The sequence below is a fragment of the Paenibacillus sp. UNC499MF genome (genome assembly GCF_900107975.1).
Lineage (GTDB): Bacteria > Bacillota > Bacilli > Paenibacillales > NBRC-103111 > Paenibacillus_F.
Map to the genome: position 1 here is coordinate 35865 of NZ_FNVF01000020.1, position 20873 is coordinate 56737.

General features: G+C 53.5%; 20 protein-coding genes. All 20 read left to right on the top strand.

Annotation, left to right across the window (positions count from 1 at the left end; all coding sequences use genetic code 11):
• Positions 1-85: 85 nt before the first annotated feature.
• The 20 genes from C4S74_RS24385 (at position 86) to C4S74_RS24480 (ending at position 20871) form a co-directional block, all read left to right on the top strand.
• Positions 86-358: an HU family DNA-binding protein gene (locus C4S74_RS24385; RefSeq protein ID WP_009671911.1), complete on the top strand. Its 273-nt coding sequence runs from the start codon at positions 86-88 to the stop codon at positions 356-358.
• Positions 358-618, top strand: a complete 261-nt coding sequence (locus C4S74_RS24390; protein ID WP_103997922.1) for an RNA-binding S4 domain-containing protein — start codon at positions 358-360, stop codon at positions 616-618. Before C4S74_RS24385 ends, C4S74_RS24390 begins: the two co-directional genes overlap by 1 nt.
• A gap of 130 nt (positions 619-748) precedes the next feature.
• Complete coding sequence (gene yabP, locus C4S74_RS24395) at positions 749-1030, top strand: sporulation protein YabP (protein WP_009671862.1); 282 nt, start codon at positions 749-751, stop codon at positions 1028-1030.
• Positions 1027-1608 carry a spore cortex biosynthesis protein YabQ gene (yabQ, locus tag C4S74_RS24400; RefSeq protein WP_103997923.1) on the top strand — a complete coding sequence of 194 codons (582 nt, stop codon included), beginning with the start codon at positions 1027-1029 and terminating at the stop codon, positions 1606-1608. Before yabP ends, yabQ begins: the two co-directional genes overlap by 4 nt.
• Positions 1609-1663: 55 nt before the next feature.
• Entirely contained in the window at positions 1664-2005 is a 342-nt protein-coding gene (locus C4S74_RS24405) for a septum formation initiator family protein (protein ID WP_103997924.1), read from the top strand.
• A gap of 106 nt (positions 2006-2111) precedes the next feature.
• Positions 2112-2594, top strand: coding sequence for a S1 domain-containing RNA-binding protein (locus tag C4S74_RS24410; protein ID WP_016424266.1), 483 nt, complete (start codon positions 2112-2114; stop codon positions 2592-2594).
• A gap of 329 nt (positions 2595-2923) precedes the next feature.
• The gene (spoIIE, locus tag C4S74_RS24415) at positions 2924-5416 is read left to right on the top strand and encodes a stage II sporulation protein E (RefSeq protein WP_103997925.1); all 2493 of its coding nucleotides are present in this window, start codon (positions 2924-2926) and stop codon (positions 5414-5416) included.
• Positions 5417-5738: 322 nt separating this feature from the next.
• Positions 5739-6458: a VWA domain-containing protein gene (locus C4S74_RS24420; RefSeq protein ID WP_103997926.1), complete on the top strand. Its 720-nt coding sequence runs from the start codon at positions 5739-5741 to the stop codon at positions 6456-6458.
• Positions 6442-7362 (top strand): protein kinase, encoded by a 921-nt coding sequence (locus tag C4S74_RS24425; protein WP_103997927.1) that lies wholly within the window; start codon positions 6442-6444, stop codon positions 7360-7362. The genes C4S74_RS24420 and C4S74_RS24425 overlap by 17 nt, the downstream gene beginning before the upstream one ends.
• Before the next feature lie 82 nt (positions 7363-7444).
• Complete coding sequence (gene tilS, locus C4S74_RS24430; RefSeq protein WP_103997928.1) at positions 7445-8962, top strand: tRNA lysidine(34) synthetase TilS; 1518 nt, start codon at positions 7445-7447, stop codon at positions 8960-8962.
• Between the two features lie 40 nt (positions 8963-9002).
• On the top strand, positions 9003-9542 hold the full coding sequence (hpt, locus tag C4S74_RS24435; protein WP_009671909.1) for a hypoxanthine phosphoribosyltransferase: 540 nt from the start codon (positions 9003-9005) through the stop codon (positions 9540-9542).
• A gap of 95 nt (positions 9543-9637) precedes the next feature.
• The gene (ftsH, locus tag C4S74_RS24440; RefSeq protein WP_103997929.1) at positions 9638-11614 is read left to right on the top strand and encodes an ATP-dependent zinc metalloprotease FtsH; all 1977 of its coding nucleotides are present in this window, start codon (positions 9638-9640) and stop codon (positions 11612-11614) included.
• Between the two features lie 213 nt (positions 11615-11827).
• Positions 11828-12766 (top strand): quinolinate synthase NadA, encoded by a 939-nt coding sequence (nadA, locus tag C4S74_RS24445; RefSeq protein WP_103997930.1) that lies wholly within the window; start codon positions 11828-11830, stop codon positions 12764-12766.
• 40 nt (positions 12767-12806) lie between these two features.
• A complete protein-coding gene (gene nadB, locus C4S74_RS24450) occupies positions 12807-14438 on the top strand; it encodes an L-aspartate oxidase (protein ID WP_103997931.1) in 1632 nt (543 codons plus the stop codon).
• Positions 14419-15288, top strand: a complete 870-nt coding sequence (gene nadC / locus C4S74_RS24455) for a carboxylating nicotinate-nucleotide diphosphorylase (protein ID WP_103997932.1) — start codon at positions 14419-14421, stop codon at positions 15286-15288. The genes nadB and nadC overlap by 20 nt, the downstream gene beginning before the upstream one ends.
• Complete coding sequence (locus tag C4S74_RS24460; protein ID WP_103997933.1) at positions 15285-16058, top strand: type III pantothenate kinase; 774 nt, start codon at positions 15285-15287, stop codon at positions 16056-16058. Before nadC ends, C4S74_RS24460 begins: the two co-directional genes overlap by 4 nt.
• A 23-nt stretch (positions 16059-16081) precedes the next feature.
• On the top strand, positions 16082-16957 hold the full coding sequence (hslO, locus tag C4S74_RS24465; RefSeq protein ID WP_103997934.1) for an Hsp33 family molecular chaperone HslO: 876 nt from the start codon (positions 16082-16084) through the stop codon (positions 16955-16957).
• Between the two features lie 18 nt (positions 16958-16975).
• On the top strand, positions 16976-17911 hold the full coding sequence (locus C4S74_RS24470) for a peptidylprolyl isomerase (protein WP_103997935.1): 936 nt from the start codon (positions 16976-16978) through the stop codon (positions 17909-17911).
• A 126-nt stretch (positions 17912-18037) separates the two neighbouring features.
• On the top strand, positions 18038-18976 hold the full coding sequence (gene cysK / locus C4S74_RS24475) for a cysteine synthase A (protein ID WP_103997936.1): 939 nt from the start codon (positions 18038-18040) through the stop codon (positions 18974-18976).
• Positions 18977-19272: 296 nt separating this feature from the next.
• Positions 19273-20871, top strand: coding sequence for an anthranilate synthase component I family protein (locus tag C4S74_RS24480; protein WP_103997937.1), 1599 nt, complete (start codon positions 19273-19275; stop codon positions 20869-20871).
• Positions 20872-20873: the final 2 nt, after the last annotated feature.

Consider the following 20873-nt stretch of genomic DNA (forward strand, 5'->3'; position numbering starts at 1 on the left):
AAGAATACTTAGTTTCGGAAGCGGCTTTCCTGTGAGATTCAAAACCAGCTACATATTGTCATTCACTTTAGGAGGTATTCGAATCATGAACAAAACAGATCTGATCAACAACATTTCCACAAAGAGCGGACTCACCAAGAAAGACGTGGAAACCGTCCTTAACTCTTTCCTCGGTGAAATTACGGACGCCCTGTCCACAGGAGATAAAGTTCAGCTGATCGGCTTCGGTACATTCGAAACCCGCAAACGTTCCGGACGTACGGGCCGCAACCCGCAAACCGGTCAAGAAATTTCTATTCCGGAATCGAATGTTCCTGCTTTCAAAGCGGGCAACAAGCTTAAAGAAGCCGTAAAATAATGAGACTCGACAAGTTTTTAAAAGTATCCCGGCTGATCAAACGCCGTACGGTGGCCAAAGACGTCTCCGATCAGGGACGTGTCTGGATCAACGGGCGGGATGCGAAACCGAGCTCGACGGTGAAGGCGGGCGATGAGCTTACCATTCAATTCGGGCAGAAGAAAGTGACCGTTCGCGTGGAACAGCTGACGGAGTCGACTCGTAAAGAGGACGCGGCTCACATGTACACGCTTCTGCGGGAAGAAGCGAATAACGGATAACCAAGAGGCTGAAAGGCGGCTTACGCCGACTAGGCCTCTTTTTTACATGCTTCCGGATGATTCCGGGTGTTCTAAAAACGGACATCCCCCCATATCGTAGTGGTAGGAAAAGCTGTAGGGGGGACTCGCCATGATGGAGGCCGGAAAGACCAAACGGCAGGAAGTGAAAATGCTCAACCGCAAGCTGCTCGAGATCTCCGGTGTGAAGAATGTGGAGAGCTTTGACAGCGAGGAATTTTTGCTGGAGACGGACTGCGGGTTTCTGCTTATTAAGGGACAGAATCTGCATATCAAGAATTTGAGTCTGGAGCAAGGGCTGGTGGCGATAGAAGGATACGTCAATGCCTTGTCTTACGTGGACGCGAATTCCCCGGAGAAAAACAAGGGATTTCTGGGTAAGCTGTTCAAGTGACACTGAACGTCCAGTTTTTAACCTTGTGGTTAATGTTCGTCAGCGGGATGGGGCTGGGGATGCTCTACGACGCCTTCCGGGTGGTGTTCGTGCAGCTGCGGCTGCCGCGCTGGACTTTCCCGCTTGCGGATGTGGTTTACTGGATTACGGCGACCGTCTGCGTGTTCGGGACGCTCGTACGCAGCAATCAGGGACAAGTCCGGTTCTTCGTCTTTGTCGGCTTGATTATCGGCCTGCTTGTTTACATGATGACGATGAGCCGCACTGTCCGTAAGCTTATCGGGGTCCTGATCCGGGCCGTTAAATGGCTCCTCGGGTTCATGAGGCGAATGTTTACGCTGCTCTTTATCAAGCCTGCGGTCGGGTTATACAAGCTGGCCTGGGTACTGCTGGGCTTTTTGGCGGCGCTGGCTATGTTCCTGTTCCGAGTTGTGGTACAATTGTTTTACCCTGTGTGGAAACTGCTGCTTTGGCTAACGCGTCCCCTGTACAAGCATTTACGGGTACCTGCCCGCGTGCTCCGGTGGATACAATTTCTGAAGCACCTGTTTCAGAAGTGGTTTCGCAAGGGTAAGTAACCGGGTATGGGTCGGTTTTTCTATGACCCTGCACGATCAGGAGGCTCAGAGATTAATGCCTGTTTCACCCAAATCAACGCAGACGCAACCTAAATCGAATAGCAAAGGCACGCGCCGCAGATTCCGTATTGCCGCCGTCATTCTGCTCGGTTTCTTGACGTGGGCGGGAGTCACATTCTGGGGACAGCATGGCAAGATCAGCGAGAAGCGTGCAGAAATGCAGCAGATCAAACAGCAGTTAACCGGTGAACAGAAGCGTAAAGCGGACCTTCAGCAGGAAATTGCCCGTTTGCACGACCCTGAGTATTTGGAGCAAGTAATCCGCAGCGAGTTGAATTATGCCCGCGCCGGAGAAACGCGTTTTTTTATTCCGACGTCCAAATCACAAAATCCGTAAAACCGGATTATTTGGGCTTTTCTCCATGTTGACCGTCTATTCAGCAATGGGGTATAATCGGCATAGCCATTCTTTTGAACAATCTAAGGGAGGAACATTGTATTTTATGGCAATAGAAGTGGGCAGCAAATTAGAAGGAAGAGTGACCGGGATCACTCACTTTGGGGCATTTGTCGAGCTTGAACAAGGTGTCACCGGACTGGTGCATATCTCGGAGATTGCCGACAACTACGTAAAGGATGTCAACGACCATCTCAAGCTGGAAGACAAGGTTCTGGTCAAGGTCATCAACGTGGACAAGGACGGGAAAATCGGCTTATCCATCAAGCAAACGATTGAAAAGCCCGCTGAACCTGCTCGCCCTGAAAGACAAGGCAATGGCAAGTTCGACTCCCCTCGTTCCGGAGATCGTGGCGGATTCGGTAACCGCGGAGATCGCGGCGGTCGCGGTGGCGGCTTCCGTAACGCCCCCGGCAAATTGTCTTTCGAAGACAAGATGAACCGTTTCCTCAAGGACAGTGAAGAGCGTATTTCTTCGCTGAAGAAGCAAGACTCCAAGCGTGGTGGACGTGGCGGACGCCGCGACTAATTGTTCCTCGCTCTACTATTTACACAAATCTACAACCACATTCCGTTTCGGCGGATGTGGTTTTTTTGCGTCGATTAACATGCGGTTATTCGGGGAATCGACACGAGCTTACCGCATACGCATCCCTTTTACGGGCGATAGGCCGGCTCCGCTTCGGAACGGCTGTTCGGAAGGGGGGGAGAAGCGCCCATGGAGTAGGCGTTAGCGCGACCTGACAGGCCCCCCTTTTTTGTCGGAAATTTCTTAAACCCTAGTAACTCATTGTGACAAAATTTATGATAGAAGCCCCCTATAATAAACACCACTAAGAGAAATGGTGGTGTCTGAACATGGAAAAACGAAATGGTGCACTTTCCATCGGTCTGCAGTGGGCAGGCGCGGTGCAGCGGACGAAATCGGCAGCTCAGGGCAGAGTGGCGGAAAACAGACTGATTCAATCGTTTGTAGCCAAGAAATGGTCTATCCTGCTCTTGCTGATGGCCTTTCTGCTGGGGAGAGCCATGATCCTTGAGGAGCTTGCTCCGTTTTCGATAGCTTTCTTTGCCGTGATGTATTTCCAGCGTCGTGATTTGCTCTTATGGACAGGCGTCTTTCTATTCGCGGGAAGCTTGCTTGCCGTACAGCCCCAGAGCGGGTTTATCCTGACGGAAATGATCGTGTTCCTTCTCATCCAGAAAGGACTGGAGAAATACGAGCGCTCGGATATCTCACTGGCGCCGGTACTGGTCTTCATCACGACGCTGCTCGTGCAGATGTTCGCCCATCTGGTCAGCTCGGACCTATCCTGGTACTCCTTGACGATGACGGGTGTGGAATCGGTACTGAGTCTGGTGCTTACGCTTATTTTTGTACAAGCCGTTCCCGTCTTCACCCTGACCCGCAAAAATTATCAGCTCAAGCATGAGGAGATCATCTGTCTCATCATTCTGCTGGCGTCCATGATGACCGGCACGGTGGGCTGGACGCTCGGACCGGTTACGGTTGAGCACGTTGTGTCCCGTTACCTGATTCTATTATTCGCACTGGTGGGCGGAGCGCCGTTCGGAGCCTCGGTCGGTGTGGTGACGGGACTTATTTTAAGCCTCGCCAATACAAATGCGATTTATCAGATGAGTCTGCTGGCCTTTTCGGGCATGCTGGCCGGCCTGCTCAAGGAAGGCAAAAGGATGGCGGTAGCGTTCGGTATGCTGCTCGGCTCTTCGATCCTCTCCATTTATATCGGAACGCAGGGGGAAGTCATGAACTCCACCTGGGAATCGGTTGCGGCGGTCGCGCTTTTCCTGCTCACACCCAAAAGCGTTCTGCAGACGCTGGCCAAATACGTGCCGGGCACCCAGGAAAACCTCAAATCCCAGCAGGATTACGCCAAACGCGTCAGAGATATTACGGCCGGCCGGGTCGAGCAGTTTTCGCAGGTGTTTATGCAGCTGGCCCGGAGCTTCAAGCAGCTTACGGTCGAGAGTCAGCCGGTTCCGAAAGAAGAGGAGATCAGCCATTTCATGGAGGCTGTGTCCTGCCAGACCTGCCAAATGTGCCCGAAGCGGGTCCGGTGCTGGGATCAGCGCTTTTATCAGACGTATGAGTTTATGACAAGCATGATGACGGAAATCGAGCTTAATCCGAATTTCTCACGGAAGCAGATTCCGATAGACTGGAAGCAGGCCTGTACAAAGCCGGATCAGGTGCTGGATGTTATGAAAAACCAGTATGCGAAATATCAGAATGATATGCACTGGAAAAAGCAGATTTCGGACAGCCGCCAGATTGTGGCGGATCAATTGAGCGGTGTGTCCCAGGTTATGGAGGATTTGGCGAAGGAGATCAAGCGGGAGGGCCAAGAGCTGTTTCTGCAGGAAGAGCAGATTCGTCAGGCTCTGGAGGATCTCGGACTGTCCATACACAGCATTGACGTTATTTCGCTGGACGAAGGCAACGTGGAGATCGAAATCATCCACCAGTATACAAAAGGCTTCGATGAATGCCGCAAAATCATAGCGCCTCTGTTAAGCGAAATTCTCGGAGAACATATTGCGGTGAAAAACGAGGAAATGCTCCCGCGGGGAGAAGGCTACAGCACGGTATCGTTCGGCTCGGCCAAAGAATTCGAAGTGGAGACGGGAATCGCGGGAGCAGCCAAAGGCGGAGAGCTGCTTTCCGGGGACAGCTTCTCTGTGGCGGAACTCGGCAACGGTAAATTCGTCGTGGCGCTGAGCGACGGGATGGGTAACGGCGAGAGGGCCAGGGCGGAAAGCTCGGCTGCGCTGACTATCCTGCAGCAGCTTCTTCAATCGGGCATGGACGAGAAAATTGCGATCAAATCGGTCAACTCCGTTCTGCTGCTTCGTTCTTCCGACGAAGTGTACGCCACCGTGGATATGGCCCTGATCGATTTGTACAGTGCGGAGACGACGTTTATGAAAATCGGCTCTACGCCGAGCTTCATTAAAAGAGGCAGCGAAGTTATTCCGGTGATGGCCAACAACCTGCCGGTCGGAATCCTGCAGGACATTGAAGTGGACCTGCTCTCGCGTTCCCTTCAGCACGGCGATCTGCTGATCATGATGACCGACGGCATTTATGACGCACCCGGACACGCGGTCAACAAGGAGATGTGGATGAAGCGGGTGATCCAGGAAATCGACACGGATATTCCCCAGGATTTTGCCGATAGTCTGCTTGAACGTGTTCTGCGCTGTCATCACGGAGAGATTATCGATGATATGACCGTAGTCGCGGCACGTGTCGAAAAGCATCAGCCGGAATGGGCGACATTCCGCTGGCCCGGCGTTAACCGGATCGAGCGGCCAAAGGTGGTGAGCTGAAAAGGGGAGTGAAAACGTTTGACCTGCCAGTTTATGAGCAGAAAGGAGGCCGAATGCTGAATTTTCGGATGTGTTGACGTGCAGCGGAGTATCCTAGCGGGTGCCTCGCTGCTTTTTCTTGAAAAAGTTCCGCGCTAAGCCCGTCAGCGTCAGGCGGTCCTAGGGCCCGGCGGGCTTGTGGTTGACTACCGTCATGTGACGCCGAGCACCACGCGCTGGGAGTTTCGCGCTGACCGGCGCCCGATTTCTTCCGCCCCTGTGATTAGAATCTCGCAGACTTGGCGAAACTAGTAAGAACATTCATAGGTTGGAGGCGGAAGAGATGAAACAGATCCTACTAATCACCGACGGCTGTTCGAACGTCGGAATCAGCCCGGCGGCCGCTGCCGCGGAAGCACGCTCGGAAGGCATTACCGTCAACGTAATCGGTGTCGTTGACCAGGGAGAGCTCGGTCTGCTCGGCGCCGAGGAAATCCGCGAGATTGCGAAGGCCGGAGGCGGCATGAGCCGGATCGCAACCCCGCAGCAGTTGTCGCAGACCGTGCAGATGATGACGCGCAAGACCGTGACGCAGACGGTGCAGCAGGCGGTCAGCCGGGAGCTGCAGAGCATACTCGGCAGCGGGGACATGACCGAGCTTCCTCCTGCGCAGCGCTCCGAGGTCGTGCGCGTCATAGACGAGCTCGCGGAGAGCGGCTCCCTCCGCGTCGCGCTGCTGGTGGATGCCAGCGCCAGCATGAAGCCGAAGATGGCGGCGGTGCGCGAGGCCATCTCCGATCTGCTGCTGAGTCTCAAGGCGCGAAGCGGAACAAGCGAGCTGGCGGTTTTTCATTTTCCGGGCCGGCATGACGGCGATCCCGATGTGGTAATGGATTCGGGCTGGACGTCAAATCTTGCAAATCTGGATAAGATGTTCTATAAATTAAACATGAAGGGCACCACCCCTACCGGACCCGCCATGCTCAAAGTGGCGCAGTACGTATCGGGTAAACCTATCTATTCAGACGATGAGGACGGGATGCTGCGTGACTACGTCGTATGAGCCCGCCCTGCCGCTCGGTACGACCCTCAAAGGGATCTGGAACGGCAGAACTTATACGGTTGTGCGCGGGCTGGGTTCGGGAGCGAACGGTCAAGTCCTGCTTGTACGCAGAGGCGAGCGCCGGTATGCGATGAAGATCGGATACGACCCTCTCGACCATCAGTTCGAAGTAAACGCCCTGCAGTCCCTTTCCAAAACGGATACGTCGTTCAGCCGGTTTCTGCTGGATGCCGACGATGCGGAATTCGAGGGACGCCGCTTGTCGTTTTTTATCATGCCTTACATACAAGGCCTTTCTTTATCGAAATACATACGCACCTACGGCAAAGACTGGATTTACGTGATCGGATCGAATTTGCTCAAAAAGCTTACGGAGCTGCACCGGAGCGGCTTTATCTACGGAGATTTGAAATCCGATAATCTCGTTCTTACGGAGCACGGAAGCGTGGAGCTGATAGATTTTGGCGGGATGACGGTCAAGGGACGTGCGGTTAAGCAGTTTACGGAGATTTTTGACCGCGGCTACTGGTGTGCGGGAGAACGGGTTGCGGAGGAGAGCTACGATTTGTTCTCGTTCGCCGTTCTGATCATCAAAACGCTGGATGACAGTGACTCCTTCCGCCCTGCCCTGCAGGCGCTTCCCCAGAACCGGAGTATCTCCATGCTGGAGGATATCGTCAAAAGCAGCGAACGGATGAGAGGTTTGGCTCCCTTTTTGCTGAAGGCTCTGAATAACCGGTTCGCTTCTTCGGAAGAAGCGCTTGCCGTATGGAGGGAACAGGCGAAGAAGGCGCGGGGCATCAAGGTCCCGTCCGGACGAAAAGAGGCTCCCGGCATCGTCCTGTTTTTGACGATATCCTTGATTATCTTACTCGGGACGATCGTTTATTTTTATCTGGAATGAAAAAAGGATCGGTTCCTGCCCTTTTGAAAACAAGGGCCGAATAACAGGTGCTGCAGCGCTGGCGGAAAGCGGGGAAGGAATCATGGAAGGAAAGCGGCAGCCCGGGGAGGCTAACCACATAGAGCCCGGCAGCAGGGGGCTGGATCCGGCATTCCGGGTGCGTGCGGCCGTCGAGAAACGGATTGCCGAGGAGGGGCTGCTGGAGGCCGGCGATATTATCGTTGTCGCCGTTTCGGGAGGGCCGGATTCGGTGGCGCTTCTTCATCTGCTGTACGGCCTGTCGGGTCCGAGAAATTGGCGCCTCGTCGTAGCGCATGTGAATCACCGGTTCCGGGGTGAGGAATCCGACAGAGAAGCGGCGTTCGTCGCTTCCTATGCGGAGCGTCTCGGATTGCCCTGCGAGTCGGCTTTTATCGATGTGCCTGCTTATATAGAAGAAACGGCTTTGAACTCGCAGGTCGCCGCACGGCGGAAGCGGTACGAGTTCCTCTATGAAACGGCTCGTAAGTACGATGCGAATAAAATCGCGCTGGCTCATCACGCCGACGATCAGGCCGAAACGATTCTGATGCGGATTTTACGTGGTACCGGGCCCGGCGGGTTGACGGGAATACCCGAGCGGAGAAGCGAAAAAAAAGTGGAACTCGTCCGGCCTATGCTTCGTATATACAAGAAAGAGGTAATTAGTTATTGTGAATTCCTGGGGCTTGCCTTCTGCCGGGACAGCAGCAACGATTCGCGGAAGTATTTCCGGAACCGGATACGGCTGGACGCGATGCCCTATTTGCGCCAATATAACGATCAGCTTCCGGAGTCCTTGAACCGGCTGGGTGAAATCATGACGGCCGAGAACGACTATATGGAACGCGAAGCTGAACGCGTATATGCTTCCGCCGTCAGGGCCGAAGCGGGTGCGGCGAGCTTGGATCGGGGTGATTTTGTTCACTTGCACGTCGCTTTACAAAGGCGTGTGATTAAACTAATATTAAATTATCTCGCTTTTCAAGAGGAAAACGTCGATTATGCAAGATTAGAGGCGATTCGTACGGCAATCGTGCAGGACAATCCCTCCAATCTCACATGGCCAATCGACGGACAAATTGCCTTGATTCGTGAGTACGAACGTATCTGCTTTCGATCCGAGACATCAGCCAGGTCGGGGGATGCGGCTTTTTTGCATCAAGTGGACTTGCAGCAGCCGTTTCTGCCTATTCCGGAAGCCGGAATGACCTTTGTTTTCACGGCCGCGGAGCGGGATGAAGTCGGCGGTGCCGATATTCACGGAACCTGCCCCGACGAGGCTTGGTTTGACCTTGATGCCCTTCGGATGCCGTTGTCGGCGAGAAACCGGCAAGCCGGGGACCGTTTGGACGTGTTTGGTTTAAACGGCACCAAAAAAGTAAAAGATATTCTCATGGATGCCAAAATACCGCCCAGCCGCAGAGACCGGCTTCCGCTGCTTATGGATGCAGAAGGAAGGGTTCTGTGGATACCGGGCGTTCGTCGTTCCCGCCACGCGCTGGTCGGACCGGGAACCGTACGTTGTTTGCACATCCGGATTGAGCCCCCGGTGACTGAGGGAAACGGCCTTGGAGAATGATTTGTCACAGTTTTCATATTATTAAGTAGGGGGAGCATCCTTGTTTAACGACATTCAAGAAGTTTTTTACTCGGAGGAACAAATTCAAGCTAAGGTACAGGAGCTTGGAGCGCAAATATCCAAAGACTTCGAAGGCCGCAATCCGCTTGTGATTTGTGTGCTTAAAGGAGCTTTTATTTTCATGGCGGACCTCGTGAAACAAGTTACGATTCCGCTTGAGCTTGACTTTATGGCGGTATCCAGCTACGGACAATCGACCAAATCGTCGGGTGTCGTCAAAATCATTAAAGATTTGGACGTATCCGTAGAAGGACGTCACGTACTGATCGTCGAAGATATTATCGACAGCGGTTTGACCCTGAGCTACCTCATTGACGTGCTTGAGAGAAGAAATGCCCAGTCCGTGTCTGTGGTTACTCTGTTCAACAAACCTGCCAGACGGTCCGTCGATCTGCAGCCTGATTATGCCGGATTCGAAATTCCGGATGCGTTCATCGTCGGTTACGGACTCGATTACGCCGAGAAATACCGCAATCTTCCTTACATCGGTGTTCTGAAACCCGAGATTTACTCTTCTTAAGAACACCCGGGTATGTCCCACGGCCGGCTTTGTTGTGATGCTAAGACATGCTGTGGTAAAATATAAAAAGTGTGTCGTTTGAGAGGAGGTAGCGGATGAATCGCTTTATCCGGAATACCGGTTTTTATTTATTGATTTTCCTGGTAACAGTCGGTATTGTGCATTTCATTAGTACGCAGAACGATCAAAAAGAAGCGATTACCTACAACCAGTTCCGGCAGGAGTTAACGTCCAAGAACGTCGAGAAGCTTCAAATTAAAGTCGACGGGGGCACGTACCTGATCAACGGGCAATACAAGAATCCTAAGGCGGCGGATAAATCCACATTCGTTACCCGTGGTCCATTTGATTCACGTGTAGTAGAGCTGATCGAAACAGCGGGGGTTCAAGAAGAGTATCTGAAAATGGAAGGCGACAGCGTTTGGATTTCGTTCCTGACGTCCATCATTCCGTTTGTGATCATCTTCGTCCTGTTCTTCTTCTTGATGAACCAGGCTCAGGGCGGCGGCGGCAAAGTCATGAATTTCGGCAAGAGCCGTGCACGCTTATATAATGAAGAGAAAAAGCGCGTCACGTTCGAAGACGTGGCCGGCGCGGATGAAGAGAAACAGGAATTGGTCGAAGTCGTCGAGTTCCTTAAAGATCCGCGTAAATTCTCTGCAGTAGGAGCCCGCATTCCGAAAGGCGTGCTTCTCAACGGTCCTCCGGGTACCGGTAAAACCCTGCTTGCCCGTGCAGTTGCGGGTGAAGCCGGAGTTCCGTTCTTCTCCATCTCCGGTTCCGACTTCGTGGAAATGTTCGTCGGTGTCGGTGCCTCCCGTGTACGGGATCTCTTCGAGAATGCGAAGAAGAACGCGCCTTGTATTATCTTTATCGACGAGATCGACGCCGTCGGTCGTCAGCGGGGCGCAGGCCTCGGAGGCGGACATGACGAGCGTGAGCAGACGCTCAACCAATTGCTCGTCGAGATGGACGGCTTCGGTGCGAATGAGGGAATCATCATCATCGCGGCAACCAACCGTCCGGACATTCTGGACCCGGCGCTTCTTCGTCCGGGACGTTTCGACCGTCAGATTACGGTTGACCGTCCGGATGTGAAAGGCCGCGAAGCGGTTCTCAAGGTTCATGCGCGCAACAAGCCGCTGGCCAAAGACGTAAGATTGGACTCCATTGCACGTTACACCACCGGCTTTACGGGTGCCGACTTGGAGAACCTTCTTAACGAAGCGGCGCTTATTGCAGCGCGCCGCAACCGCAAAGATATCTCGATGGCCGAGATCGAAGAAGCTTTCGACCGTGTTATCGTCGGTACGCAGAAGAAGAGCCGCGTAATCAGCGAGCGCGAGAAGCGTACGGTAGCTTACCATGAATCCGGTCACGCCATCATCGGTTACTATGCCGAGAACGCGGATATGGTTCATAAAGTGACGATCGTTCCACGCGGCCGCGCAGGCGGTTACGTTATGATGCTTCCTAAAGAAGGCGAAGACCGGATGATGCAGACCAAGACCGAGCTGCTTGATAAAGTCACCGGACTTCTTGGCGGTCGTGTTGCCGAAGAAATCTTTATCGGCGAGATCGCAACGGGAGCGTACAGCGACTTCCAGAAAGCGACCGGAATCGTTCGCAAGATGGTTATGGAATTCGGTATGAGCGATAAGCTCGGACCGATGCAGTTCGGCAGCAGCCAAGGTCAAGTATTCCTGGGCCGCGATATCGGTCATGAGCAGAATTATAGCGATGCGATCGCTTATGAAATCGATCAGGAAATGCAGCTGATCATCCGGGAGTGCTACGACCGGGCGAAGCAGATCCTGAACACTCATAAGGACAAAGTTCACCTTGTCGCCCAAACGCTTCTCGAAAGAGAAACGCTCGATAAGGAACAGATCGTGGAGCTTCTTGAGAAAGGTCAAATTTCGGGCAATGAGGATATTAAAGTGACGATTCAGGGACAGGATGACAGCGTTAAGCCGGAACCTACACCTGAAATCGAACTGAAAACCGAAACGCCTGAACGGACCAAACTGAATCCGGATAAACCGGATGATGAAGGCAACAACCAGGCATAGCCGAAAGAACTGAGTATACAACCGGATGTCCCCGCGGACGTCCGGTTTTTTCATTTTAGCGGCCGGATTTGCGGATTGACACGTCTAAACATGTTGTGTAAATTTAGTTGTGATACTTGAATTGCTTTTTACAAAGAGTTCATAAGGGTGAGAAGGCGATCGCCATGGCATATGAACATAGGGCGTGCCGCTTTATATAAGGAGGATGCATTCATGGAGGCATTGGCTCTCGAAAGAAAAGCCGAGCAGAACAGACTGCTGAAAGAGCGAATTTTAGAGCTTAAGAAAGAACGCAATGCCATTATTCTCGCTCATTACTACCAGCGTGACGAGATTCAGGAAGTCGCCGATTTCCGCGGGGATTCATTTCTTTTGGCTCAGAAAGCCGCCGAAACCGACGCAGATGTTATCGTTTTTTGCGGAGTACACTTTATGGGGGAAAGCGCTAAAATTCTCGCTCCAACCAAGACGGTGATTATTCCCGACGAACGGGCCGGCTGTCCAATGGCCGACATGGTGAACGTGGAAGGGTTGCGGGCTTTGAAGAAGGAGCATCCCAATGCGAAGGTTGTCGCCTACATTAACACGTCAGCGGAAGTTAAGTCCGAAACGGATATCTGCTGTACCTCCGCGAATGCAAGGAAAGTCATTGAATCCATTGATGCAGAAGAAATTATCTGGGTACCGGATAAAAATTTAGGCGACTATGTATCAAAATTCACAAACAAAAAAATGATCATCTGGGAAGGCTACTGCAATACGCATGATATGCTGACTGTGAAAGATGTCGAAGAGATGAAGGCAGCTCATCCCCATGCTCAATTTGTGGTTCACCCGGAATGCCGGCCTGAGGTCGTCAAGCTCGGGGATTTTGTAGGCAGCACGACGGCTATTATCAAATACTGCCGTGAATCCGATTGCCAGGAGTTTATCGTCGGAACGGAGGACGGCACCGGATATCAGCTGCGTTTGGACAGCCCTAATAAAACTTTTCATTTTGCCACGAAATATCTGGTATGCCCGAATATGAAAGTGAACAACTTGAAAAAAGTCGTCCGGTGTCTGGAAACCATGCAGCCTGAAATTTATGTAGCACCGGAAGTGGCTGAAAAAGCAAAGCTTTCCTTAGAGCGCATGTTACAAGTTAAGTAGCATGCGCTACTCTCTTTGTTGAAGGCACGGGTGAACCGCCATGATACCTAGATACTTAACGGATACGGATTTGTCCGCCATACCGCGCTATACAACCGACGTAATCATTATTGGGGCGGGAATTGCCGGTTTATTCACGGCTCTTCAGGCCAGCGCTTCACAGCGTGTGCTGTTAATTACAAAGAAATCGCTTCTGGACAGCAACACCCGGTATGCCCAAGGGGGGATTGCCGCGGTAATTTCCGATGAAGATTCACCGGAGTATCATCTGCAGGATACACTTGTCGCCGGAGCCGGGTTGTGTTCGCGGGAAGCTGTGGACGTACTGGTTCATGAAGGACCGCAGGGCGTACAGGACCTGATCCGGATGGGAACGCAGTTTGATTTGGAAAACGGGGAAATCGCTTTGACGAAAGAAGGCGCTCACAGCCAGCGGAGAATTCTTCATGCGAATGGGGATGCGACCGGCGCGGAAATTGTGAGGGCGCTTTCCGAAAATACCAAGAATAACGCGTCTATTGAAATTTGGGACGATCATATGGTGATTGATCTGATTACGGTTGATGGAGAGTGCCACGGCGCTCTGGTTCAGAAGCCCGATGGTCAGCGTCTGTATGTCCAAGGCAACGCGACCGTGCTGTGTACGGGCGGTGCGGGCCAATTATTCCGTTATACGACCAATCCTGACGTTGCGACCGGAGACGGGGTGGCGATTGCCTTTCGTGCCGGGGCGGATATACGTGATATGGAATTTATCCAGTTTCACCCGACCGTGCTTGTTTACCCGGGAGCGCCGCGTTTTCTTATCTCGGAGGCTGTCCGCGGTGAAGGCGCCTATTTGCGTAACATCAAAGGGGAACGCTTTATGGAAAAATACCATCCCCAGCTTGAGCTCGCCCCCCGCGATATAGTAGCCCGCGCGATCGTCAGCGAAATTGAGGAGACGGGTTCTAGTTTTATCTACCTGGATATTACCCACGAGTCGGAACAGATGATCCGGCACCGGTTCCCTACCATCTATGAAACTTGCCTGTCATTCGGCTTGGATTTAACAAGCGACTGGATTCCCGTTGCCCCGGCCGCCCACTATATGATGGGAGGGGTAAAGACCGATTTGCATGGGGAAACCAACATCAAGAGGCTGTTCGCCTGCGGTGAAGTGTCTTCAACCGGTGTGCACGGAGCCAACCGGCTGGCGAGCAATTCGTTATCCGAAGCGATTGTTTTCGGACGCCGGATTATAGAACGCATCCGCACGCTGGCCCCTCTTCTGCATCAGGTGCCGCAAACGGGTGACGAGACGGCTGTCCGTACGGAGCTGCCGAAGCAGGCAATAGTAGAGAAGAAATTGAAGCTGCAAAAGATCATGGTCCGTTATGCGGGTGTGCGCAGGGACGCGTCCGGACTTCAGCGGGGACTCGAGGAGCTCAAACGGCATCTGCCGTCCTTTGATTCCTGCCTTACCCGCAGGGAAGATTATGAATTCGCCAATTTACTGACCTGCGCGTTGCTGACAGCCGAAGCCGCGCTGCGCCGTGAGGAAAGCCGGGGCGGGCATTACCGGGAGGATTATCCGCAGCGCAATGACGAGCACTGGCTTAAACATACCGTATTCAACCGTGAATGTGGTCTGACGGAGGAGTGGATACTTAATGATGGAATTAAACTTTAAACAAATACGCCAAAACATCAAGCTGTGGCTCGACGAAGATATCGGAACCGGTGACGTGACCACGATGTACACCATCCCTGCGGACCAGCAGAGCAAAGGGATCATTCATATGAAAGAATCCGGAATTGTGGCCGGTCTGCGCGTAGCGGAGGAAGTATTCGCGGAAGTGGACGGGAATCTGGTGTTTTTGCCTCAAGTGAAAGAAGGGGAGTTTGTCTCCAAGGGAACGATTATTGCCGTGGTTACCGGAAGCACCCGGAGCATCCTGAAGGGAGAGCGTTTGGCTCTCAATCTTCTCCAGCGGATGTCCGGTATCGCCACGCGTACGCGTCAATATGTGAACGCGCTGGAGGGACTTCCCACAAGGCTCGTCGATACGCGGAAAACGACACCGGGGCACCGGATGCTGGAGAAATACGCCGTTCGAGTCGGCGGCGGATTCAATCACCGCTACGGCCTGTACGATGCCGTCATGATCAAGGACAACCATATCAAAGGCGCTGGCAGCATTACGGCGGCGGTCCGTGCGGCACGTTCGAGAATTCCCCATACGATGAAAATCGAAGTGGAGGTGGAGAACTTCGAACAACTGGACGAAGCTATCGCGGTTGGCGCGGATATCATCATGCTGGACAATATGAAAGCGGCCGATATGGCCAAGGCCGTTTCCATCGTTAAAAGCCAGGCTCCGCATGTGCTGGTCGAGGGTTCGGGTTCCGTTACGCTGGAAACGATCAAGTCGCTGGCGGAAACAGGGGTACATGTTATTTCCGTCGGAAGACTGACCTACTCCGTATCTGCGCTTGATATCAGTCTGGATCTTAACGAGCAGAAAGGAGTTTCCTTGTGATTTTAGTCGTAGACGTTGGCAACACGAACATAGTCCTGGGCATTTACCAGGGCACCGAACTGCTTCACCACTGGCGGCTCAGTACGAATCGCTCTGCGACCGTGGATGAATACGGGATGATGTTTCATAATCTTTTCCAGTATGCGGGTATTGAAACCCACCAGATTGAAGGGGTCATTATTTCATCTGTCGTACCGCCTCTGATGTTTGCGCTGGAACACCTTTGTTTAAAATATTTGAAGAGAACGCCGCTTATTGTCGGTCCCGGCATCAAAACGGGACTTAACATCCGGGTCGATAATCCGAAGGAAGTGGGGGCGGACCGGATCGTCAATGCCGTGGCTGCGCTTGAGCTCTATGGCTCTCCGTGCATCATTGTTGATTTCGGCACGGCGACCACGTACGATTATATAGACAAGGCCGGGCAGCTTATCGGATGTGCGATTGCGCCCGGCATTGGAATTTCAACCGAGGCTCTGTATCAGCGGGCGGCCAAATTGCCGCGTATCGAACTGATCAAGCCCAAGAGCGTTATCGGACGCAACACGATATCGTCCATGCAGGCCGGAATCATTTTCGGCTACGTCGGCCAGGTAGACGGAATCGTGGACAGAGTCAAGCAGGAATTCGGCATTGCTCCTAAGGTTATCGCGACCGGAGGACATGCCGAGCTGATCGCAAGCGAATCCCGTACGATCGATGTCGTCGATCCGATGCTGACCCTGGAGGGCCTGCGCTTCATTTATGTTAAAAATACGAAGCAGGAATAGCTTACAAGAAACGGGGTAACGTGATGAGTGATTATTTAATCCGGGGAACCGCGCTGGAAGGAAGAGTCCGGGCGTTTGCCGTCCTGACGACTTCCATTACGGAAGAACTCCGCCGACGGCACAATACGACACCGACAGCCACGGCTGCCCTGGGAAGAACGGCCGCTGCAGGGCTGATGATGGGAGCCATGCTGAAGGGCGAAGAAAAGCTGACCCTGCAGGTTAAAGGAGGAGGCCCTATCGGTTCTATCGTCGTTGACGCCAATTCCAAGGGCGAGGTGCGGGGGTATGTGGACGATCCGGGCGTAGACCTGCCGTTAAATGCCAAAGGTAAGCTGGATGTGGCGGGCGCTGTCGGGACGGAAGGCTTTTTATATGTAACGAAGGATCTTGGGCTTAAAGAAAATTATGTCGGCAGCATTCCGATCGTTTCCGGCGAACTGGCCGAGGACTTTACGTACTACTTCGCCAAATCCGAACAGACGCCTTCGGCTGTAGCCCTTGGTGTGCTTGTGGACGTCGACCGGACGGTTAAAGTCTCCGGAGGATTTATTATTCAGCTGCTGCCGGGCTTAACGGACGACGAAATTACCGAAATCGAGAAGACGCTGGCGCAGATACCGCCGATTACAACTTTGCTGGACCGCGGCGCATCGCTTGAAGAGGTGCTGAAAGAGGTTCTGCCGTCCGTGGAAATTATGGAACGCTCGGCCGTATCTTTTCAATGCAAATGTTCGCGCGAGAGAGTGGAGCAGACTATTATCAGCCTCGGCCGGGATGAGCTGCAATCCTTAATCGATGAGGACGGACGCGCGGAAGTTGTCTGCCATTTTTGCAACGAGGCTTATCAGTTTGAACGGGAAGATCTGCAGACTATGTTGGATTCCATCAACAAGTAACAAATCGAGGGAGAGAGCATGCACAATGTAAAAGTGTTGTGGGGAGCTATCCTCGCTTTGTCGATAGGAGTCATTGTTCTCTTGTCGCTCTATTTGTCGGACACGGGATTAGGGAAGAAGTCGGCGGCAGGCGGACGTTCTGGGGATACTCCTGCCGATAGTCACGTTGTGGCCCGGATAACGGGCCGTGAATTTACACAAGGCGAATTGACGGAGAAGTTGACCAAACACTACGGTGCCGAAATGCTCAATCAGATGCTGGACCGCGAAACACTCCGCCTCGAAGCGAAAGAGCAGGGAGTGGATGTCGGCGAAGCGGAAATCAGCCGCGAGCTGAAGCGGATGCAGCAGGGCTACGAAAACGAACAAAACTTTTACGACTCGATGAAAGAACAGCTCGGAATGAGCAAAGAGGACGTGCGGGAAGACATTCTTTATAAACTTTTGCTCGAAAAGCTTGCGACGCATAACGTCGAGATAGCAGACGACCGGATTACGAAATACATACAGGGCCATCCTGAAGAATTTAAGCAGACCGCTCAAATTCACCTCCACAAAATGATCTTGTCCACGCTGGATCAGGCAAAAAAGGCCACGGCCGCCTATAAGGGCGGAGAGAGCTTCGAGACTTTGGCGAGGGACCGCTCTTTGGACGATTCCGGAAGCCAGGGGGGAGATCTGGGCTGGATGGAGGAGGACGATCCGTTCCAGCCGGCGGAAATCATGAAGGCGGCCCGTAAATTAGGGGTAGGCCAATTGAGTACGCCAATCAAGACCGCTGGAGGATATGCCCTTATTTTAATCACGGAGAAAAGAATGAATACCGGTCCCGACGAGGCGGCTATCCGGGAGAGCGTACGGAAACAGCTCGCCCTGCAGGAAGCGCCTCCTCTTAACGAGTATTTGCTGTCCCTCCGCCAAAAGTGGAAAGCAACCATGGCCGACCCGGGATAAAACCCGAATTCTTAGAGAATTGTAAGGTGTTGACAAGGGTCTTAGGCACTGATAATATAGGATTATAATACCAACCTAATAACTCGGATATAAATCCTTTTTTCCAAACCTGGGAGGGTGACACGAATGGCTAAATTGGTGGAAAGCATTACACAGTTAATCGGGAATACGCCGCTTGTAAAATTAAACCGGGTCGTTCCGGAAGATAGCGCGGAAATTTACGTAAAACTCGAGTTCCAGAACCCGGGAGCAAGTGTAAAAGACCGGATTGCCATCAGCATGATCGAAACCGCTGAACAGGAAGGCAAGCTGAAGCCCGGCGACACGATCGTAGAGCCGACAAGCGGCAACACGGGGATCGGTCTGGCTATGGTGGCGGCGGCGAAAGGATACCGTGCCATTCTGGTTATGCCGGAAACGATGAGTATGGAGCGCCGCAATCTGCTGCGCGCTTACGGTGCCGAGCTTGTTCTGACACCGGGAGCCGAAGGCATGAAGGGTGCTATCCGCAAAGCGGAAGAGCTTCAAGCGGAGAACCCCGGCTATTTTATTCCTCAACAGTTTAAAAACCAGGCGAACGTTAAAATTCACCGTGAAACGACAGGTCCGGAAATTGTCGAAGCCATCAAAGGCCACGACGGCAAGCTGGACGCTTTTATCGCCGGTATCGGAACGGGCGGAACGATCACCGGTGCGGGTGAAGTGCTTCGCGAGAACTTCCCTGGCATCCAAATCGTAGCGGTAGAGCCAAGCGCTTCGCCGGTTCTGTCGGGCGGCAAGCCGGGCCCGCATAAGATCCAAGGTATCGGTGCGGGCTTTGTGCCGGACATTTTGAACACGGAAATTTACGATCAGATCATTCCGGTGGACAACGAGGATGCTTTCGAAACATCGCGCCGCGTCGCCCGTCAAGAAGGAATTCTGGGCGGTATTTCCTCCGGTGCGGCAATCTTCGCCGCCCTCAAAGTTGCCAAAGAACTCGGACCCGGCAAACGTGTCATTGCCGTGATCCCAAGCAACGGCGAGCGTTACTTGAGCACCCCGCTTTACCAATTCGACGAATAGAACCGGATCAAGCCGGGAACGCTCCAAAAGTCTTCAGCAGATCTTGCTGGAGGCTTTTTATTTTGGGCCAATTCAAGTATACTAAGGGACAAATCCGGCGCAAATTCAATCTCCGGGTCCGTTTTTACATCATGCTTTAAAGCTTAAAGCTTTCAAGTTTTCCGGTGTTTCAGATCGAAGATAAGGGTGGAACAGACGGAATTTGTCGAAATAACACAATTCGTACTTTTTTGAATGAACGCGAAACTATCTTACCTTACCGCATGAATATAGAGCAGAATGAGGGAGCTGGCTGCATGTCTGCGACATCAATAACGTTAACTACCTTGGCTGACTGGATGGAATGGGCCGAAGCGGGCGTCTACACTTCCGTTCCTTATATAACCAGTATCCCGTGGACGGAGGAAATCAGCACGTGGGAACATGCTTGGAGAGCGGCGGGCACCCACGCATTCGTGCTGGAGAGCGGCAGAGGAGGCCGGTATACCTTCCTTGGGCTGCATCCGGTTGCGACGATAAGCGGCCGTGGGGCATCGGCACAGGCTGCCGAAAGAGACGGAACCGTTCCGCACGGCTGGCGGACCGTTCCCATGCAGGGCGCCCCGCTGGATGCCGTCAAGCGGTGGATGGCTCCCTGGCGCTCTCCGAATGTGGCGACTGCCCCCAAATTCACGGGCGGCTGCGTAGGCTTTTGGAGCTACGATGTCGTGCGGAGCATGGAGAAGCTTCCGGAACTGGCGGAAGATGACCTTCCGCTGCCGGATTACAGCTTCGCCCGCTACGACGAAGTCTGGGTCTTCGACCGCGAGGGAGGCAGGCTTTACGCGGCCGTGCATACCCCTCTGCCGGCGGAGCCTTCCGCCTCCGACCTTTCGCGGCTTTATCAGGCCGCCGTGCAGCGCTCGGAAAGCATGCTCCGGCTCTGGCGCGGGCTGGCCGGGGACGCCGAAGCCGGCGCCAGCCGTCTCCGCCGTGAAGCGGAGTGGCAGGCGCTTGTGAGCGCCGGCGAAGACTCCACGCTGGAGGCGGAAGCGGCGGAAGGCGCAAGCCGCGCCTTTCCGCGGGAATCGTTCATCCGCGCCGTCGAGCGGATTCAGGCTTACATCGGGCAGGGGGATGTTTTCCAGGTGAATTTGTCGGTCCGCCAAAGCAGACCGCTCCGAACATCGCCCGAACAGATCTACGAAGCGCTGCGCATCGTGAACCCTTCGCCCTATATGGGGCTGCTGAGGTTCCCCGGCTTCGCGCTGGTGTCGGGATCGCCCGAGCTGCTGGTCCAGCTCGAGGGCAGGCACCTGCGCACCCGGCCCATCGCGGGTACGCGCCCCAGAGGCCGCACGCCGGAAGAGGACGCCCGGCTTGCGGAAGAGCTTCTTTCCAACGAGAAGGAACGTGCGGAGCACGTGATGCTCGTGGACCTGGAGCGCAACGACCTTGGACGGATCGCCCGGTACGGCTCCGTCAAGGTCGATGAGTTTTTCGTGATCGAGCGGTACTCTCACGTGATGCACCTCGTCTCGGAGGTTACCGGCGAGCTGCGGGAAGGTCTGGACGCTTTCGACGTTATTGCGGCCGCATTCCCGGGGGGAACGATTACGGGAGCGCCGAAAATCCGGACGATGGAGATCATTGAAGAACTGGAGCCGGTCCGGCGCGGCCCTTATACGGGATCGATGGGATGGATTGACTACAACGGCAATATGGAATTTAATATACTTATACGAACGCTTGTCGCGGCCGAAGGCAGCGGGTATATTCAGGCGGGAGCGGGCATTGTGATCGATTCCGTGCCGGACCGTGAATACGAAGAGGCCCTGAACAAAGCGCGGGCGTTATGGAAAGCGATCCAATTCAGCGAGCACAGCATGAGCCGAGCAGGGACAGAAGTCCTGTAGAA

Excerpts from the sequence above, each read along its gene's own strand:
- spoIIE (WP_103997925.1), top strand. The coding sequence starts at position 2,924 with ATGGAAAAACGAAATGGTGCACTTTCCATCGGTCTGCAGTGGGCAGGC.
- nadC (WP_103997932.1), top strand. The coding sequence starts at position 14,419 with ATGATGGAATTAAACTTTAAACAAATACGCCAAAACATCAAGCTGTGG.
- nadB (WP_103997931.1), top strand. The coding sequence starts at position 12,807 with ATGATACCTAGATACTTAACGGATACGGATTTGTCCGCCATACCGCGC.
- hslO (WP_103997934.1), top strand. The coding sequence starts at position 16,082 with ATGAGTGATTATTTAATCCGGGGAACCGCGCTGGAAGGAAGAGTCCGG.
- tilS (WP_103997928.1), top strand. The coding sequence starts at position 7,445 with ATGGAAGGAAAGCGGCAGCCCGGGGAGGCTAACCACATAGAGCCCGGC.
- nadA (WP_103997930.1), top strand. The coding sequence starts at position 11,828 with ATGGAGGCATTGGCTCTCGAAAGAAAAGCCGAGCAGAACAGACTGCTG.
- C4S74_RS24390 (WP_103997922.1), top strand. The coding sequence starts at position 358 with ATGAGACTCGACAAGTTTTTAAAAGTATCCCGGCTGATCAAACGCCGT.
- C4S74_RS24420 (WP_103997926.1), top strand. The coding sequence starts at position 5,739 with ATGAAACAGATCCTACTAATCACCGACGGCTGTTCGAACGTCGGAATC.
- C4S74_RS24385 (WP_009671911.1), top strand. The coding sequence starts at position 86 with ATGAACAAAACAGATCTGATCAACAACATTTCCACAAAGAGCGGACTC.
- C4S74_RS24410 (WP_016424266.1), top strand. The coding sequence starts at position 2,112 with ATGGCAATAGAAGTGGGCAGCAAATTAGAAGGAAGAGTGACCGGGATC.
- yabP (WP_009671862.1), top strand. The coding sequence starts at position 749 with ATGATGGAGGCCGGAAAGACCAAACGGCAGGAAGTGAAAATGCTCAAC.
- C4S74_RS24405 (WP_103997924.1), top strand. The coding sequence starts at position 1,664 with ATGCCTGTTTCACCCAAATCAACGCAGACGCAACCTAAATCGAATAGC.
- ftsH (WP_103997929.1), top strand. The coding sequence starts at position 9,638 with ATGAATCGCTTTATCCGGAATACCGGTTTTTATTTATTGATTTTCCTG.
- C4S74_RS24470 (WP_103997935.1), top strand. The coding sequence starts at position 16,976 with ATGCACAATGTAAAAGTGTTGTGGGGAGCTATCCTCGCTTTGTCGATA.
- cysK (WP_103997936.1), top strand. The coding sequence starts at position 18,038 with ATGGCTAAATTGGTGGAAAGCATTACACAGTTAATCGGGAATACGCCG.
- C4S74_RS24480 (WP_103997937.1), top strand. The coding sequence starts at position 19,273 with ATGTCTGCGACATCAATAACGTTAACTACCTTGGCTGACTGGATGGAA.